Below are 16,695 nucleotides of genomic sequence, written 5' to 3' on the forward strand. Positions count from 1 at the left end.
GGTGTCGTGTCACTGACACGGGCATTTCAGGTGGTTGGCGGGCGTCCCAGACCTGAGGTCAGGCCTGCAGGCGCCGGACCCAGTCGTGGAAGGCGCCCAGATGGTGCTCGCTCGGCACCAGCACGCCGCCCCTGGCGTAGGCCCGCGAGGCCATCGCCGGCTGGCAGCGTTCACAGGCGGCGAAGTCCTGCCGGTTGACCCGGTCGAACAGCTCGACGGAACGATCGAGGTCGGTGCCTGCCTCGACGACGGCCGGCAGGTAAAGCCAGTCGCACTCGACCAGCGTGCGGTCGGCCGCCACCGGAAACATCCGGTGCAGGATGACGTGGTCGGGAACCAGGTTGACGAAGACCTGCGGGCGGATCGTGATCGCGTAGTAGCGACGCTCCTGCGCCGGCGCCAGGCCGGGCAGGCGCTCGACCCCTGGCGACCCGTCGACGGTGAAGCCCGCGACGTCCGGGCCGAACTCGGCGCCGTGCCCCACGTAGTACTGCGCGGCGTAGCCCCGGGCGAACTCCGGCAGGACGCGGACGAGCTCGGGGTGGATCGCCGGGCAGTGGTAGCACTCCAGGAAGTTCTCGACCAGCAGCTTCCAGTTGGCCGCCACGTCGTACGAGACGCGCCGGCCGACGCGCAGGCCCGCCACCTGGTAGCGCTCGATCGCCGCCGGATCTCCCAGCCGCTCGGTGGCCGCGCCGATGACCGTCTCCTCGAACGACGGCGGCGACGCGGCAGGGCACACCCAGACGTAGCCGAGCCACTCGCGCACATGCACCCGGTGCAGGCCGTAGGCGGACCTGTCGACGTCGGGCGCGTCCGCGAGGTTCGGCGCGGCGACGAGCGAGCCGTCCAGGGAGTACGTCCAGGCGTGGTACGGGCAGCGCAGGGTGCGCCGCGTCCGCCCGGCCGCCTCGACGCACAGCCGCGCGCCCCGGTGCCGGCACACGTTGAGAAAAGCGTGCACGGCTCCGTCGAGCGCCCGGGTGATCAGGACGCTCTCCCGGCCGACCGGCACGGTGCGGAACTGTCCGGGCTCGGCGAGGTCCGAGCCGTGCACCGCGCACGTCCACACCCGTTCGAAGATCCGTTCCTGCTCCCGGGCGAAGACCTCCGCCGACGTGTACGCGGCGCCGGGCAGCGTCGGCAGCAGGGTCGGGCCGGCCGGGTCCGGGCGGGAGGCGGGATCGGTCATCGAGGAGCCGTCAGGGCGGCGCGGGCCGGGTCGAACAGCGCGATCGGGTGGGGGGTCGAACCGGTCAGGGCGAGGTCGGCGAGGATCTCCCCGACGACCGGGACGAACTTGAAGCCGTGCCCGGAGAAGCCGCAGGCGACGGTGACCCGCTCGTGCGCGGGATGCCTGGCGATGACGAAGTGCTCGTCGGGCGTGTTCGTGTACATGCAGGCCTTGGCCCGCAGGAAGCGCCCGGCGGCGTCCGGCAGCCGGGCTTCCAGATGGGCGGCCATGTCCTCGATCTCCCGCGGGCGGATGGCGCGGTCGATGGTGTCGGGCGTGGTGACCTCGCCGCGGCGGAAGAACGCCACCTTCACGCCGCCGTCCGGGCCGTCCAGCGCCGGGAAGCCGTAGACCTGGATCCCGGCGGACTGCTCCCAGATGTAGATCGGCTGGCGCGCCGGCAGGAAAGGCTCGACGCCGCCGCGCGGGGCGAACCAGAACTGCACGTGGCGCTCGACGACGAGCGGCAGGCCGAGGTCGGCGAGCAGCCGCGAGGCCCAGGGGCCGGGGCAGACGACGAGGGCGTCGGCCCGGTAGGTCCCGGCGGCCGTGCGGACCGCGACCCCCGCGCCGTCGGCCGACCACGACACCACCGGCTCGTGGAAACGCAGCTCGGCACCGAGGCCGGCGGCCAGCGCCAGGTTGGCCTCGACGGTCGCCTCCGGCCGGACCAGCCCGGCCTTGTCCTCGTACAGCGCCACCTCGTCCGGCTCGGGCCGGAACAGCGGATACCGCCGGCGGATCTCGGCCGCGTCGAGCAACTCGTGCGGCAGCCCCCACTCCCGGGCGCTGCGCAGGCTGCCGGCGACGACCACCGAGTCCGGCCGGCCCGCCATGAGCCCGCCGGTCAGGGTGATCAGGTCCCGGCCGGAGTCGCGCGCCAGCTTGTCCCACAGCTCATAGGCGCGCAGCAGCAGCGGCACATAGGCCGGGTCCTCGAAGTAGGACTGGCGGGTGATCCGAGACCCGCCGTGGCTCGCGCCCTGGTCGTGGGCCGGGCCGAACCGCTCCAGGCCCAGCACCCGGCGCCCACGGGCGGCCAGGTGATAGGCGGCCGAGCTGCCCATGCCGCCGAGCCCCGCCACGATGACGTCGTACGCCCGCACCCCGCACCTCATTCATCGCCGGATCCTGCTGCCCGTCGGGTCGAACAGCGGCGCCGCCCGCACGGTCGCGGCGACCCGCTCGTCGAAATAGGCGATCTCCACCGGCTGCCCCGGCGTGCTGAGAGCCCTGGGCAGCCACGCGTAGGCGATCGGGGCGCCGACGCTGTAGCCGTAGGCGGCGCTGGTCACGTGGCCGACCGGCACGCCGTCGGCCAGCACCGGCTCGCGGCCCGCCGGCACCGTCCGGCCGTCGTCCACCGTCAGGCAGCACAGGGCTCGCGGGCCGTCCGGCCGCAGGGCCGCCCGGCCGACGAAGTCGCCGTGTGCGAGGTTCACGGCGAAGCCCAGGCCAGCCGAGTACGGGTCGTCCTGCGCGGTCATATCCACGCCCCAGGCCCGGTAGCCCTTCTCCAGCCGCAGGCTCGTCAGCGCGCTGCGCCCGGCGGCGACGGCGCCGACCGACGCACCCGCCGCCCACAGCGTGTCCCACAGCCGCGGGCCCAGCTCGGCGCTCGCGTACACCTCCCAGCCGAGCTCGCCGACGTAGGAGACGCGCAGCATCGTGACCGGCACCGCGTCGAGGTGGGTGCGGCGGGCGGTGAAGTAGCCGAACGCCTCGTGCGCGAGGTCCAGCGTCGTCAGCGGCGCCAGCAGGTCGCGGGCGGCCGGGCCCCACACCCCGACGCAGCAGGTCCCACCGGTGATGTCGGCGACGTGCACGTCGGCCGGGGCGTGCGCGCGCAGCCATGCCAGGTCGAGGCTCGAGTTGACGCCGAGCTGGAACTCCCGCGGGCCCAGGCGCGCCACCGTGATGTCGCCGCGCACCCCGGCGCCCTCGTCGAGCAGCAGGGCGTACGTGACGGCGCCGACCGGCCGGTCGACGTGGTTGGAGCACATCCGCTGCAGGAACGCGGCCGCGCCGGGGCCGGTCACCGCGAGCCGCTTCAGCGGGGTCAGGTCGAACAGGCCGACCCGCTCCCGGGTGGCGAGCGCCTCGGCCGCCGCGATCGGTGACCAGTGCCGAGCCGCCCAGACGTCCCGCGGCGGCAGGTCCGGCACCGGCAGGCCGGCGTTCGCCTCGAACCACAGCGGCCGCTCCCAGCCCGCGCCCTCGGTGAAACGGGCGCCGAGCGCGATGTGGCGGGCGTAGAACGGGCTCACCCGCAGCGGCCGCGGGTCGCCGGCAGGGTCGAGCGGGTGGATGACGTCGTACACCTCGACGAACGCGCGCTGCCCGCGGGCGTTGACGTAGGACGGCGAGAGCTGGGCCTCCTCGAAGCGCTGGGTGTCGCACTCGTGCAGGTCGACCGACGGGCGCCCGTCGACCAGCCACTCGGCGACCGCCCGCGCGACCCCGGCGGAGTGGGTGACCCAGACGGCCTCGGCCAGCCACAGGCCAGGCCGGCCCTCGACCGGGCCGAGCAGCGGGAACCCGTCGGGCGTGAACGAGAAGACCCCGTTGAGGCCGTGCTCGATGTCGGGGAGGCCGGGCAGCAGCGCCCGGGCGTCCGCGAGCGACGCGGCGAACTGCTCGGCGGCGAACGGCGGCTCGACGTCGGTCGGCATCGGGTCGTGCGCGTACGAACCGATGCCGAGGCAGCCCGCCGTCTCGCGGAAGTACAGATCCCGGTCCTGATGCCGCAGGATCGGCACCCCCGAGGGCAGGCCGCGCACCGGGCCGGTGACCGCGTACTGGTGCGCCAGCGGCAGCAGCGGGACGGGCGCGAGCTTCGGCCCCCAGTACCCGGCCGCGCAGACGACGAGGTCCGCCGGGACGTGCCGGTCACCGACCCGGACCCCGTCGTCCTCGAGCGCGGTCACCTCCTGGCGGCCGTGGAAGACCGCGCCACGGGCGATCGCGGCCTGCGCCTGCGCCCGGGCGGCGTCGACGGCGCGGGCCAGGCCGTCGGTCGGCACGTGCAGGCCGCCGAGCACCCGATCCGGCTCCAGCAGCGGGAACAGGGCGTGGCACTCGGCGGGGGAGAGGACCCGCGCCGCGATGCCCCACGCGAGGGCGAAGCCGTGGCGCCGGTGCAGCTCCGCCAGCCGCTCGGGCGTCGTCGCGACCTCGATGCTCCCGACCTGGTCGAAGCAGCCGAGGGCCAGGTACTTCTCGACCGTGTACCGGGCGAAGCCGGCCATCGTCCGCGACGGGTTCACCTGGAACACCAGGCCCGGCGCGTGCGACGTCGAGCCGCCGGTGCGAAACAGCGGGCCGCGGTCGAGCACCGTGACGTCCGTCCAGCCGCGCGCCGTCAGCTCGTCGGCGAGCGCGCACCCGACGATGCCGGCACCGACGATCACGACCCGTGGGCTCATGGCGTCAGGTCGCGGTCATCGGGTCGGCCGTCATCAGGTCGGCGCAGCGCTCGGCGACGAGCAGCACCGTGACCATCGGGTTCACCGAGGGAAGCGTCGGGAAGACGGACGCGTCGGCGATCCGCACGTTCGCCAGCCCGCGCAGCCGCAGCTGCGGGTCGACCACCGCCAGCGGGTCGTCGGGCGCTCCCATCCGGCAGGTGCTGGCCGGGTGGTAGACGGTGTGGTGGGCGGCCCGGCCGTACGCGGACAGCTCCGCGTCGGTCGTCAGCGCCGGGCCCGGCGCGATCTCGCGGGCGATCCAGTCCCGCAGCGGGGCGGCCCGCGCCACCTCGCGGGCCAGGCGCAGGCCGTCGACCACGGTCCGGTCGTCGTAGCCCTCGGCGTCGGTGAAGTACCGGAAGTCGAGCAGCGGCTTGGTCTCGGGCCGGTCGTCGGCCAGGGTGAGCCGCCCGCGGCTGCGCGGCCGGGGCACGTTCGGCGTCAGCCCGAAGCAGTTGTCGACCACCGGGTAGCCGAGCGGCTCGGTGTTGACCGTGAACGGCAGCTGGTAGATGTGGAACATCAGGTCGGGCCGGTCCTGCGCGGTGTCCCGCCGGACGAACAGCACGGCGTCGGCGTCCATCGCGGACTCGGCCGGCAGCGGCCGGGTCGCCTCCCACATGATGATCGACTCGGGGTGGTCGAGCAGGTTCGCGCCGACCCCCGGCAGGTCGATCCTCGTCCGCGCGCCCAGGTCCGCGGCCGGCCCGATGCCGGCGAGCAGCAGCAGCCTCGGCGTGTCGATCGCGCCGGCGCAGAGCACGAACTGGTCGCCGTGGACCTCGCCGCCACTGGTGGCGACGGAGACCACCCGGTCGCCGTCGAGCCTGAGGTCGTAGGCCCAGGTCTCCGTCAGCAGCGTGAGGTTCGGATGGTCGAGGAGCGGGTGCAGGTAGGCCACGGAGGACGAGCTGCGCACCCCGGTCTCCGGGTGGTAGCCGACCGGCGCGAACCCCGCTCCTTCGACGAACGGCTTCGCGTTGAAGTCCTCGACCAGCGGCACGCCGAGCGCCTCGACGGACGCGGCGATGAAAGCCTCCGTCAGCGCGTTGCGGTGCCGGGGCGCCACCGGCACGATGTTGGTCCGCAGCCGCCGGAAGAGCGGGAGCAGGGCGTCATAGGTCCAGCCGTCGGCTCCCGCGGCCACCCAGTCCGCGAAGTCGGCCGGCGGCGGCAGGAAGCTGATCATCGTGTTGTGCGACGAGCAGCCGCCCAGCACCTTCGCCCGTGAATGCCGGATGCGGCTGTTGCCCCGCGGCTGCTCGGTGATCGGGTAGTCGTAGTCCAGCTCGGACTCGAGCAGGTTGATCCAGTTGCGCAGCCGCAGCACCCGCTCGTCCCCGACGTCGCTCGGCCCGCCCTCGATCAGGCAGACCGTCGCGCCCCGCTCGACCAACCGTGCGGCCACCACGGCGCCGGCCGTCCCACCGCCGACGATCACCACGTCGTACGAGCCGTGCGCCTCCATCAGCAGCCCCGCCCCGTCCCCCGCTGTTGCGGATGGCACAACTTGCTGCCCCTGCCGCAACAGGATCGGATGGGAATCGCCGGCCGGTCAATGGGCCGAGCCAGGAGTTCACCCGCGCGAAACCGTCCCGCTGTGGGCGCCTTCAGTTGCTAGGAGAGGTGGCCGACCGCCGCGTTGATGTCTGTCGCGGCCCTGCGGACGGCCTCGGCGACCTCGGGGAAGCTCCCCTCGGGAAGGCGGTAGGTCGGCCCCGAGACGCTGACGGCCGCGCGTAGCTGGCCACCCCAGCCGCGGATCGGCGCGGCCACCGCGTTGAGGCCGATTTCCAGCTCCTCGCGGGTGCTGGCCCAACCACGGTCGGCGACGTCCCGCAGCTCGGCGGCCAGGACGGCGGGGTCGGTGATCGTGTGGGGCGTGAACCGCTCCAACGGATCTTTTACGAGCCTGTCCCGTTCGTCGGGCGGCAGCGTGCTGAGCAGGACCTTGCCGCTGGACGTGGCGTGCAGGGGCGTCCGCTGCCCGACCCAGTTGTGGCTGGCCACGGCCGCTGGCCCGCGGACCTGACTGATGTTGACGGCGAAGCCACGGTCGACGATGGCCACGTTGACGGTCTCGCCCAGCTCGTCGGCCAGCCGCTCGCAGACCTCGCGACTCGCGTGCCCGAGGTCGAACTGCGCGGTCACGGCACCGGCCAGCCGCGCGATGCCCAGCCCCAGCCGGTACTTCCCCCGCCCGCGCGGCTGCTCGACGAGCCCCCTGTGCTCGAGCGCCCCCAGGAGCCGGGAGGCGGTCGACTTGTGCACCCCGAGCTCGGCCGCGACCTCGGTGACGCCCGCTTCTCCGCCGCGCGCCAGGATCTCCAACACGGTGACCGCGCGATCGACCGACTGCACGAGCGCCGTCTCGCTGTTGCTCATGGCGCAACTCTAAGGCCGGTCTTGGGTAGGGGAGTCGTGTCTGACCAGGGCATACCCGGCTACCGCGGAGCGGTGGCTTCAGAGGGTGCGTCGTGTGGCCTTCGCGCGCAGCGCCCATGCTCGGGCGGCGGCGACCAGGATCAGCGCGGCTACCAGCGGTACGCCGAAGAAGACGACCAGCCCGTAGCCGATGTTGGCGCCGATCACTCCGGCGGTCGCGACGTGGTACCCGAAGCCGAAGACCACACCGACCCCGACGAGCGGGCACACGACCTGCCATAGGCGCCGGTCGGCGGTGCCACGGCGGGCCTCGTGCAGCAGCAGCGCCGTGATGGCGGCCATCAGGAGCAGGGCGGCGATACCGAGAGCCGTCATTCGCCCGGGCGGGATGTCCAGCGGTCGGACGGCGTAGTCGAGTTCCGAGCGTGGGACGCCCTGATAGTCGTCCTGACCGAGCAGTCCCGCGACCGCGACCGGAGCGGCCGCGACCAGAAGGAGGGCGGCCCCGGCGTGGAGCGCTCGCGTAGGGGTGGACACCGGCGACCGCTTCGGTGGTGAGGTGAGCATGAGAGCCAGTCTTCCCAGTGGCCGGCGGTATGGCCTGAGCGCAAATACTCAAATTCATCGGGCAGCGGTCCGTCGCCATTTGAGGGACACGCCGTGACTTTGTCCGGCAGGCGTCCCTGAACCCGGGCACAACGGCTTCGTGCTCCGGCGAGGTTGCCTTGCCCGAGGTCGACGGGTGAGCGGGCCTGGCGTTGAATAAGGCCATGTCTGTCGCCCGTGACTATGAGCCGAGCCCGTCGGACTGGGTCCGCAAGCAGGTCGAGGAGTACGAGAGCTCCGGAGGCACCCGCGGCACGGAGCTGAACGGCCGGCCGGTGATCATTCTCACCACGGTCGGCGCGAAGTCGGGCAAGATCCGCAAGAGCCCGCTGATGCGGGTCGAGCACGAGGGCCTCTACGCCGTCGTCGCCTCGCTGGGCGGCGCGCCGAAGCATCCCGTCTGGTACTACAACGTGCTGGCGAACCCGCGGGTGGAACTCCAGGACGGGCCGACCAAGCAGGCCATGGTGGCCCGCGAGGTGACCGGCGACGAGAAGGCGCTCTGGTGGGAGCGCGCTGTCGCCACCTGGCCCGACTACGCGGAGTACCAGAAGAAGACCACCCGCCAGATCCCCGTCTTCGTCCTGGAACCCGCCGCCGGCTAGCGCCACATCTGACCAGGCCGGCCTCGCCCGACGGCGGCAAGATCGCCGTTTCCGCCCTCGCGTGGCCGTAACCGCCGCGGTTTCGTGACCATTCGAGGGCCAAGACGGCGATCATGTTCGCCCGCCCGCCCTGCTGGACCGGCGTCAGGCGCGCAGGGCGGCGCGGATGGTCTCGGCCGGGTCGCCGGCGTGGTAGCGGCGTTCGCTCGGTTCGATGTTGTCGAGGAACTGCTGGTAGCGGACCGCGTAGGCGAGGTGGCCCAGCGGCGCGCCGAGGGCCAGGGCGCGCGCCGGGTCGCTGCCGGGGCGGCACGCCGCCCAGGTGGCGATCCAGGCGTCGGCGGCGTGCGCCCACTGATCGTCGGACAGGAACTCGCGGGGCCGTAGGCCGTCGAGCACGGGATGCCCGACATGGCTGTCGGAGAAGTCGACCAGGACGGTGTGCTTTCCGTCGGACCGCCAGTTTCCAGGGTGGAAGTCGCCGTGGAGCAGGGTGGTCGGCAGGCCGCAGGCTTCCAGCTCGGTGATCAGCTGCGGCAGGCGCTCGGCGAGGCGATGGACGGCGGTCAGTTCCGCGGCGGTCAGCTCGTGCGCGGCCGGGCCGTCGAGCAGCTGGTTGACCTCGTCGACCAAGGCGGCCGGGGACCGATTCGGCAGGCCGCTGGGAATCGTTTCGGGCCGGGTGGCCAGTTCCGCCTGTGCCGTGGCGAGCCCGCTGACGGCGGCGCGGATGGTGGCGGCCGAGGCGTTCCAGCAGTCCGAGCCCGGCACGTGGTCGAGCAGGACCCGTCGGCCCTCGGGATCGGCCGCCAGCACGGTGGGGGCGAGTCGTGGTGCGACGTGCGCGAACGCCGCGATGACGTCTGCTTCGTGGGCCGCGAACGGCGGGGTCGTTTTCAGCCAGACCGGCCCGGTTGCCGTCGGGATGCGGAACAACCCGGCGAGGTTCCAGGTCTTGACCTGTTCGACAGGTCCGGTCGAGGGCCGGCCCGCGGTCCGTAGCGAGGCATCGGCCCAGCTCAGCGCCTCCTGGAGGCCTTCTCTGGTGGCCCATCGGGCTCGAAGGGTCTCGGGCGCGGTCAGCAGCTGGTGCTCGGTGTTCGAGGGAGCTAACGGGCGGTCGGCGGGACGGCGGGCCGCCTGCACGTGGTAGGTCACATGCCCGTCGCGGGCACCGTCCGCGCCCTCGACATCGAGCAGCCGCAGCACCATCACGGGTACGTCCAGCTCCCGGGCGATGCGCGCGACGACCGGCTCGACGTCCGCCCACCACGGGCTGTCCACCGGGAAGGGCCCGAGAGCCCCGAGGCAGTCGCCGCCCGCGGTGACCACCGCGCTGATTGTCCGCCCTGCTCCGCGATCCACCGGGCCAGTGTCGGGGCCCGCGATCATCTCGGCAAAGGGATATCGGAGCCCTGCGCACGGTAGCGGGTCACGAAGCCGGGTGCTGCTGCGCTGCTGGGTAGCCAGCGGAGTCGGCGCGTGTCAGTCAGGCTCGTCGCGGGCTCGGGTGGCGGACCCGCGGGGGAGACGCTGGCGGGGGCTGAGGCCGGCCCACGTCTCGGCCCAGTCAGACAGCGGTTCGAGCAGGCCCTGCAGCCGGCGGCCGGTCGAGGTGAGCCGGTAGTCGCCAGCCTCGTCGACCTCGATCAGCCCGGCCTCCCGCAACTCGCGGGTCCGCTGAGTGAGCTGCGCCGACGGGGCGTCCAGCAGCGACTCGATCGCTCGGAACGATCGCGGCGCCGTCCGCAGGCTCCAGAAGATCATCAGGCTGTGCCGCCGGCCGAGCAGGTCGAGCAGCACGGCCAACGGCAGATCGGGACCGCCCGTCGACCGGTTCTCCGGCGCCGGGCGCGAGGCGGATCGACTCACCAGCCGCTCACGCGCCGCCCGAGTGGCCACCGTGACTGCCGATCACCGTTCTCGCGCGTCGGTACGCGCCACCCGCCTGGGCCGAGACGATGCCGGCGACGCTCTGCACCTCCGGGCGATCCCACACGAGGCGGGCCTGCCGGGTGATCTCTTCGTAGCTCTCGCGCCCCGCGCGCGTGCCGAGCACGTAGCCCAGCCCGAACGCGACGGCAACCGTGGGGCGGATCCGCATGCTGCCTCCCGAGGCCTGGGCCGAGCAAGGTACGCCACGCTGCGTTCCGCGGGGCCGAGTGACGCTGGCTTGGTGACGTTGGTTCCGAGCGACCTCGGCCCGGACGAGCCGGGCCGAGCCTGCGCGACGGCCCACCGCCCACCGCGATCACAACGGACCTTACCCACTCGCACCGACAACTCAGGACCGATCCGCCGGCCCGGCGAGGACACCGGCCACCGACAGCCCGGCAACGAGCCGTCAACGCGCACCTACCCCACCGCCGAACCCCCCGAACCTCCGGTAAGCTGACTCTCGTCGCCCCGCGCCGATGCAAGATCACCTCGGGAGATCCTCCCGGGAGTGGGACACATCGGTAGGATCGACACGAACGGTCCTGCGTAGCTCAATTGGCAGAGCAGCCGGCTGTTAACCGGCAGGTTATAGGTTCGAGTCCTATCGCAGGAGCTTCACGCCGGGAGAAACCCCAGGTAGAGGCCATGTTGATCTCGCAGAGACGATCACTGGTCGAGGGTCGAGTAAGATCATATCCGACTTACTCCCCACATTCGTTTTTCGTCATTCTCGGTCGGCCCTGGTCGCCAGCCACGCCGTCACGTCCTCACGGCGGTATCGCACGTGTCGCCCGATCCGCAGGCCAGTCGGCCCCTCCCCGGTCGTCCGCCACTTGTAGATCGTGTTCACCGGCACGCCGAGGTACTCGGCCAGGTCCCCGACCGTCCACAGCCGGTCCTGATCAGCGCTCTGGCCGTTCACTGTTCCGTCCTCTCACTGATGTGATGTCCAGTCGCGGACGCCGTTGCGCCGCGCCGGCCGCCAGATTTACAAGATCGCTGGGCGCCCCGGAACCGGCCCCGCCCACCCACCCCATCGCCGCGCGCGGCGGTCTTCACGCCCCGGCCTGATCTGTGGTCGCGGAGGGATCGCGTCCCCGCCCGGCGTAGCGCCATTCGCCGACGACGAGCGTCCGCGCGTCCCCGTCCGGCCGGCCGAATTCGTCGAGGGTCACGAGCCCGCCGGCCTCATCGGTGCCGAAGGGTCGGCCACCGAGCGCCGCCCCCAGGAGCCTTGCCCAGCGACGTCGCACCGCCCGGACCGCGCCGAACGTCGTCGAGTAGCGCCGGCTTTTCGTCATCCAGTGACTGCCGAACCCGAAGGCGTGCGACCAGCGGATCAGACCGACCGTCCGACCCGGCGCACGGCCCGCCGCCGCGTCGAGCGCCTCCGCGAATGCCCGGTCAGAGCCCAGACGCCAGCACGCTTCGACCAGACGACGCGGATGATCGCGCAGCGGAAGGCGGGCCAGGTGGCCCAACGACCGCACGGGGGAGTCGAGCAAGCCGTTACCGGTGACGCTTTTGGTCAGGTATTTGGCGAGGTAGTTGGCGACCTGCGCCGCGTTCGTCTCGCCGTCCAGGTCGATACGGCGGATGTCGACCTGAGCGCCCCAGCGGACCTCCCACCGGCCGTCTGACGAGGGTTGCGCCGGCAATGCCCCCGACGCGTCGAGCAGCGCGACACCTGCCGGGTCCGGCGCGTCCACGGCCACGGTCGCGACGACGCCGCGTAGACAGTCCGCGATCAGGTCCCCGGCCGCCCAGCTCGGCACCGCCGCCGGTTCACCCGAGGAGTCCCGGCCGTCGACCCGGATCACCACGTGCAGATGGACCAGGCCGCGTTTCTGCATTTCGGCGACCTTCACGAACGACACCCGGATCTCGCGACGCAGACCGGTCATGGTCAACCCGGCCGCTGAAGCCACCGCCGATTCGAGCCTGTCGCGGGTCGCTTTCCAGAGCGCGGCGCACATGCTGTTCCAGACCACGGCCCGGCCGTAGTTGAAGCAGCGCGGACAGATCGGTTCCCCGAGCCGCCGGTCGTCGGGTCCATGGCGTTCGGTGCAGCCCAGCGCCCGGCCGTGTTCGCAGGTACCACGACGCGGCCGGCACACCTTGGCCTCAGCGCCCCGACCGCACCGGGAGTGGACCGGTCCGAAGCTGGGAGCCGTCAGCGTGACGAACCAGACCGGACATCCAGCTCCCACGTTCTGGTTGCCTTTGGCCGCGCCAACGAGTCCGGTGATGACGATCCGGCGCGCGTCGCGCTTGTAGAGCGCAGAACACGTCGGACACGCGGACGCGCGCCGGTTGTTGCACCGCACATGTACGACGGGCGGGCCCGAGGCTCGGCGGATCTCACCGGTCGCCAGGTCCACGTGATCGGTCTGCCCGGCCAGACGGATCGGCCGCGCGCAGCCCCCCGCAGCCTTCGCCTGCTCATGCCCGGCCAGGACCTGTCAGCCGACCACATCCCGCAACGTCCACTCCTGGTCGCGCACGGCCACAGGACACGACATCACAGGCAAACAGGGTTAAAGGACAGGAAACGGGGAAGGGCGCTGCGCGTTGCCCCGCATCCCCGCGATCGGGGCAACACACCCGAGAGGAGGGAACGGCGGGGGAAAGCTGGGGCCGACCAACAGCCCCAGCCGGACCGCACATGACCACCGAAGCGTTCGATGTCCCGACGCTCACCGGACAGCTCCGCGCAGCGCTACGCCACGGCGTACGCGCCGCCAGCCTCGCCGCACACTCCTCGGACCTGATCGACCTGCTCACCGCCGGCAACCCCGGCACCCGCGACGAACGCGCCATCGTCGCCGAGCAGATCATCCGGACCGCGACCGAGCCACTCGGACCCGACATCGGACCCGCCATGCGGATCATGCTCGGACTCGAACCCGGAACCTGGCACACCCGGATCGAGACCCGCCGCAACCGCGCCGCAACCCTCCTCGGCATCGAGCCCGGCACCTTCCGCCGCCGAAGCCACGAAGCCGCCTACCTGCGCGACATCGCGTGGGAGATCTGGCAGACCCGCCGCAACCCGGCCTGAACCCGGACACGCAAACGGGGCACAGACGACGCTGTCTGTGCCCCCGCCCGCGAACGCCCAGGACGCCATCCCACAGGATCAACGCGGACCAGTACGGCCGTCCTCGTCCGTGTCTGGCCGTTTGCCAGCGCGGGCAGACTCCATCGCCGCCCGCCTCAAACGCTCCACGGCCGCGCGTTCCACCGCCGAGACCGGCACCAGATACCTGGGCCGCCGCCAGAGCAGGGCCCGAGGCAGCACCTGCCGCACCGTTCGATCGCTCATGCTGCAATCGGTCGCGGCGAAAGGGTCGCAAGCCAAATCGGGATCTGCGGCCAGGACACGATCTCCCACACGTGCCGGATTTCAACGCGGTCGCCGACTCGGACTGCCACCTCATGCGGAATCGCCGACCGACCGACACCAAGCGGGGGGCAGACCGCGCACGTCACGACCGCGTGACCATCCCCGCGATGCCCCCGCAGCACGCCAGCGACCGCGACGGCGAGCGCCGTGCGCGCGGGTGACACGCCCGGCGGGCAGATCACGACGGATGCCACCGACGACGATCGGCCCATGCTGACCGCGACCCGCGTCAGCTCACCCGCGTGGATCTCCACGAACTCGAACCCCGACGCCACCACTGCCGCTGACCGCCGTGCCATTTCCAGGCCCGGCCGCGTCTGCTCAACAGCGACCGGCCGCCCCAACAACAGGCCCGCCGTAGTCGCCGGCAGGTTCAACGGCAGCGCCGGTACAAACAGGGCTTCGAGGCCATCTCCGAGCGACACCGACACAGCCGGCATGCCCATTGCCATCGCCTTCTTTCCAGCTCCCCGTCGCACGAGGGGCGACATCCGGGCCGCAGCCTGTGCCACGACCCGGGAACGCCCAGCCGTGCGGCTAGGCGCGATCCGCGAGCAGCCGGAACCGGTTGAACTCGCCTCCAGCGACCGCGCGCAAGAAGATGTCGATCTCGGCCGCAGAGCAGCCGAGCATCACGTCTGGATTGGACGAGTCCCGGATCGCGATGCCGCCGGGCACCGCCGCCATCTCGACGCACATGCCGCCCGCGCCGTTCGACTCGGCCGGGTGCTGCCAGTTCAGATCTACCGCCGACAGCCCATCGAGAACGGGCTTGCGACGCTGCCTGTCCGTGTAGACGGGCGCCTCTTCGTACTCGGGTACCTGTTGCATGAACTTCCCCTCCGTCTAAGCGCCGCCCGGCCCGCGCGCAGGGCAAGAAGGACGCGGGCCGGGCGAGTGGGAAGCGCGGCGCGCGGATGCGCACGCGCTACACCCCAGAGGAGACACCCAGGAATGGCAGGGAACCCGGACAGCGTGTCCGGGTACGGTCAGCGCTCTTGGCGCCGCGCGCCCGCCGCCGTCATCGCATCGTCAATCGTGCGGAGGATTGCCGGCCAGGGCAGTTCACGGCCGGTGGCGCTCCTGGGCTGGTGGAGCGGCCACACGTCTTCCCCGTAGACGAGCCGCACGCCGGCCCGCTGCAACGTCGTAATGTGGGCATCCCACGCGGGCTGACCCGCGTGCGCCGCGTTGACCCGAGGAAACACCACGACCGGCACCTGCCGGCCGCCGACAGCCTCGCAAACCTGCGTCAGCGCCTGGTTGTCCGCAATCCCAAGCGCGATCTTGGCGACCATGTTCGCGGTCGCCGGTACCACGGCGTAGCAGTCGACCTGCGGATGCGGGCTGACTTCCTGAGGAAGCCGCGGAGCGGAGCGGACCGGCCAGCCCGTCACCTGCTCGATACGGGATGTCTCCCCTTCCGCGTCGAGCCACGTCGCCGCCGTCGGAGTCGCCGTGACCGCGACCGACCAACCTCTTTGGAATAGAGGCTCGACCAGCCGGGGACGCACCAGTTCCGCGCCGCCAGCCGCCGATACGACCACGCCGACGACCCCCGCGCTCACTACACCGCCCTGCACCGCGCTGCGAGCGCAAGCAGGGCCGACGATCGCCCCCCGGTAACCGGGGCACGCCGAGCCATGGTCTTCACCGTCTCCCGCACCGCCGGATGGTGCCGGACAAGGGAAGGAGCCTCGCGTTCGGCGTCGAGCAGCGTAGTCAGAGCGTCGTCGTCGCGCGCCATCATGTGCAGCGCACGGGCTACGTCGATGCGGTGTGACACCCGCCGCTCGACGGGCATGCTCTCCGCTTGGACTACCTGGCCCTGCTCAACCACCGTCGTGACGTCCCCGAGATCCAGAGCCGCCGACAGCCGGTGGAGTTCGACGTTGGTCGGTCCAAAGCCCGTCTGCCAGTGGTTGCCGTCGTACCCAAGCTGCTCAGCCGCGCGAGCCGCGACGCCGAGCAGCTCGGTCGCCGTCGAGCGGTCCTGTTTCCGCGCCGCCGCGACTGCCGTCCGAAGGTGCAACATGCCGTACAGGCTCAGTGCGGCCGGATCGCCCTGGTCCAGTTGCACGCGCAGCCAGGCTGACGCGGTCTTTCCGAGGTTCACCGCGTCCTCGAAGCGACCCAGCTCCAGGAGTGCATGGGTGCCAGCCCGCGCCGCAGAGGCCAAAACCAGCGGATCGTCAGAGTGATCGGCCGCCTGCATCGCGCGTTCGGCCGCGATCCAGCTCAAATCTGCCTCGCCCAGTTTGCTCAGCGTCGTCGACGCCAGATGGTGCGTCCGAGCCGAGGCCGCCCACGCACCGTGTTCGTAGTCGAGACCCGCGCCCGGTGCTGCGTCCTCCAGGTGCTGCGCCGTCCCAATCAGCCCCGGCAGAGCCGCGACAACGCGGCCGATCCGTCCCCGCTGATAGTCGGCCCAACCCGCCTCAACTGCTCGTACGACTGGTTGCAGATCGATGATCGGAGGATCTTCCGGGGCGGAAAACAGAACCCGCGAGAGACGACGCGGGCTCATAAGCGCATCCCTCACGGCCGGGACGTCGTCCCCCTGGAAAGCCTCTTCGGAGAGGATCGGCTGCCCGAGGAGATCACCCAAGGTCACGCGGAGCGCCTTCGCTACCTCAGCTAGAAGATCGACGCGGCGGATCTCCCGTTCTCCTCGCTCGACCTTGCTAAGCCAGTCCTCCGACCGACCCACGAGACCCGCGAGGACGGCCTGTGTCAGGCCCCGACGACGCCGGTAGAACGCAATCCGCTCACCGATCGTCAACCGATCTCCGGCCCCTCTCATAGGACGATCTTAGGTGCAGCCGTCGCGAGCCACTGGCGAGGGGCGCGGCTGCTATGCGACTACCGATTCGTTCGCTTTGGGGTCAAGGTGAACCTGCGGGAGACCCCTCGACGCCAGCGCCGGCGGGATGTCCACGGCGCCGAGAGACGGCCCTTGCAGCCGCTCGGGCCGGAACGGCCACCGCGTTGCCGGGAAGTCGGATGAGCGCTGGCGCCGCGACCCAGCCCTTCATAGCCTCAGCCACTGCCGCC

At 71.8% G+C, this 16,695-nt stretch carries 17 protein-coding genes and 1 tRNA gene; 3 read left to right on the plus strand and 15 right to left on the minus strand.

The window, feature by feature from the left end; genetic code table 11:
• Positions 1 to 58: 58 nt before the first annotated feature.
• The 6 genes from FRAEUI1C_RS06355 to FRAEUI1C_RS06380 form a co-directional block, all read right to left on the minus strand.
• On the minus strand, positions 59 to 1,192 hold the full coding sequence (locus FRAEUI1C_RS06355; RefSeq protein ID WP_013422463.1) for an aromatic ring-hydroxylating oxygenase subunit alpha: 1,134 nt from the start codon (positions 1,190 to 1,192) through the stop codon (positions 59 to 61).
• Positions 1,189 to 2,340, minus strand: coding sequence for an N-methyl-L-tryptophan oxidase (gene solA / locus FRAEUI1C_RS06360; protein WP_013422464.1), 1,152 nt, complete (start codon positions 2,338 to 2,340; stop codon positions 1,189 to 1,191). The genes FRAEUI1C_RS06355 and solA overlap by 4 nt, the downstream gene beginning before the upstream one ends.
• 12 nt (positions 2,341 to 2,352) lie before the next feature.
• Positions 2,353 to 4,659: a GcvT family protein gene (locus FRAEUI1C_RS06365; RefSeq protein WP_013422465.1), complete on the minus strand. Its 2,307-nt coding sequence runs from the start codon at positions 4,657 to 4,659 to the stop codon at positions 2,353 to 2,355.
• Between the two features lie 4 nt (positions 4,660 to 4,663).
• Positions 4,664 to 6,208 carry a GMC family oxidoreductase gene (locus FRAEUI1C_RS06370; RefSeq protein WP_232425320.1) on the minus strand — a complete coding sequence of 515 codons (1,545 nt, stop codon included), beginning with the start codon at positions 6,206 to 6,208 and terminating at the stop codon, positions 4,664 to 4,666.
• 110 nt (positions 6,209 to 6,318) lie between these two features.
• Positions 6,319 to 7,086, minus strand: a complete 768-nt coding sequence (locus FRAEUI1C_RS06375) for an IclR family transcriptional regulator (RefSeq protein ID WP_013422467.1) — start codon at positions 7,084 to 7,086, stop codon at positions 6,319 to 6,321.
• A gap of 78 nt (positions 7,087 to 7,164) precedes the next feature.
• A complete protein-coding gene (locus tag FRAEUI1C_RS06380; RefSeq protein ID WP_013422468.1) occupies positions 7,165 to 7,653 on the minus strand; it encodes a hypothetical protein in 489 nt (162 codons plus the stop codon).
• Between the two features lie 203 nt (positions 7,654 to 7,856).
• Between FRAEUI1C_RS06380 and FRAEUI1C_RS06385 the strand changes: the two genes are divergently transcribed.
• Positions 7,857 to 8,297, plus strand: coding sequence for a nitroreductase family deazaflavin-dependent oxidoreductase (locus FRAEUI1C_RS06385; protein WP_013422469.1), 441 nt, complete (start codon positions 7,857 to 7,859; stop codon positions 8,295 to 8,297).
• 144 nt (positions 8,298 to 8,441) lie between these two features.
• On the opposite strand, the gene FRAEUI1C_RS06390 is transcribed toward FRAEUI1C_RS06385, so the two are convergent.
• The 3 genes from FRAEUI1C_RS06390 to FRAEUI1C_RS06400 form a co-directional block, all read right to left on the minus strand.
• Positions 8,442 to 9,629: an aminoglycoside phosphotransferase family protein gene (locus FRAEUI1C_RS06390; RefSeq protein WP_013422470.1), complete on the minus strand. Its 1,188-nt coding sequence runs from the start codon at positions 9,627 to 9,629 to the stop codon at positions 8,442 to 8,444.
• 153 nt (positions 9,630 to 9,782) lie between these two features.
• Positions 9,783 to 10,169: a winged helix-turn-helix transcriptional regulator gene (locus FRAEUI1C_RS06395; protein WP_013422471.1), complete on the minus strand. Its 387-nt coding sequence runs from the start codon at positions 10,167 to 10,169 to the stop codon at positions 9,783 to 9,785.
• Between the two features lie 7 nt (positions 10,170 to 10,176).
• Complete coding sequence (locus FRAEUI1C_RS06400; RefSeq protein WP_013422472.1) at positions 10,177 to 10,401, minus strand: hypothetical protein; 225 nt, start codon at positions 10,399 to 10,401, stop codon at positions 10,177 to 10,179.
• Positions 10,402 to 10,775: 374 nt separating this feature from the next.
• Here FRAEUI1C_RS06400 and FRAEUI1C_RS06405 point away from each other — a divergent pair.
• Positions 10,776 to 10,848: transfer RNA gene (locus FRAEUI1C_RS06405), tRNA-Asn, on the plus strand.
• A gap of 111 nt (positions 10,849 to 10,959) precedes the next feature.
• Here FRAEUI1C_RS06405 and FRAEUI1C_RS06410 read toward each other — a convergent pair.
• Complete coding sequence (locus tag FRAEUI1C_RS06410; protein WP_013422473.1) at positions 10,960 to 11,157, minus strand: helix-turn-helix transcriptional regulator; 198 nt, start codon at positions 11,155 to 11,157, stop codon at positions 10,960 to 10,962.
• A gap of 133 nt (positions 11,158 to 11,290) precedes the next feature.
• Positions 11,291 to 12,691, minus strand: a complete 1,401-nt coding sequence (locus FRAEUI1C_RS06415) for a replication initiator (RefSeq protein WP_368411208.1) — start codon at positions 12,689 to 12,691, stop codon at positions 11,291 to 11,293.
• A gap of 209 nt (positions 12,692 to 12,900) precedes the next feature.
• Between FRAEUI1C_RS06415 and FRAEUI1C_RS06420 the strand changes: the two genes are divergently transcribed.
• Positions 12,901 to 13,296, plus strand: a complete 396-nt coding sequence (locus FRAEUI1C_RS06420) for a hypothetical protein (RefSeq protein WP_013422475.1) — start codon at positions 12,901 to 12,903, stop codon at positions 13,294 to 13,296.
• Between the two features lie 260 nt (positions 13,297 to 13,556).
• Here the strand turns inward: FRAEUI1C_RS06420 and FRAEUI1C_RS06425 are convergent, their stop codons facing one another.
• The 4 genes from FRAEUI1C_RS06425 to FRAEUI1C_RS06440 all read right to left on the minus strand — a co-directional run bounded on the left by FRAEUI1C_RS06425 (position 13,557) and on the right by FRAEUI1C_RS06440 (position 16,423).
• Entirely contained in the window at positions 13,557 to 14,087 is a 531-nt protein-coding gene (locus FRAEUI1C_RS06425; protein WP_013422476.1) for a hypothetical protein, read from the minus strand.
• A 91-nt stretch (positions 14,088 to 14,178) separates the two neighbouring features.
• Positions 14,179 to 14,472, minus strand: coding sequence for a DUF397 domain-containing protein (locus tag FRAEUI1C_RS41565; RefSeq protein ID WP_013422477.1), 294 nt, complete (start codon positions 14,470 to 14,472; stop codon positions 14,179 to 14,181).
• Between the two features lie 158 nt (positions 14,473 to 14,630).
• Positions 14,631 to 15,209 carry a flavoprotein gene (locus FRAEUI1C_RS06435; RefSeq protein WP_013422478.1) on the minus strand — a complete coding sequence of 193 codons (579 nt, stop codon included), beginning with the start codon at positions 15,207 to 15,209 and terminating at the stop codon, positions 14,631 to 14,633.
• On the minus strand, positions 15,209 to 16,423 hold the full coding sequence (locus FRAEUI1C_RS06440) for a helix-turn-helix domain-containing protein (RefSeq protein ID WP_013422479.1): 1,215 nt from the start codon (positions 16,421 to 16,423) through the stop codon (positions 15,209 to 15,211). The genes FRAEUI1C_RS06435 and FRAEUI1C_RS06440 overlap by 1 nt, the downstream gene beginning before the upstream one ends.
• Between the last annotated feature and the right edge of the window lie 272 nt (positions 16,424 to 16,695).

Origin of the sequence: Pseudofrankia inefficax, from assembly GCF_000166135.1 — a bacterium.
Taxonomy (GTDB): Bacteria; Actinomycetota; Actinomycetes; order Frankiales; family Frankiaceae; genus Pseudofrankia; species Pseudofrankia inefficax.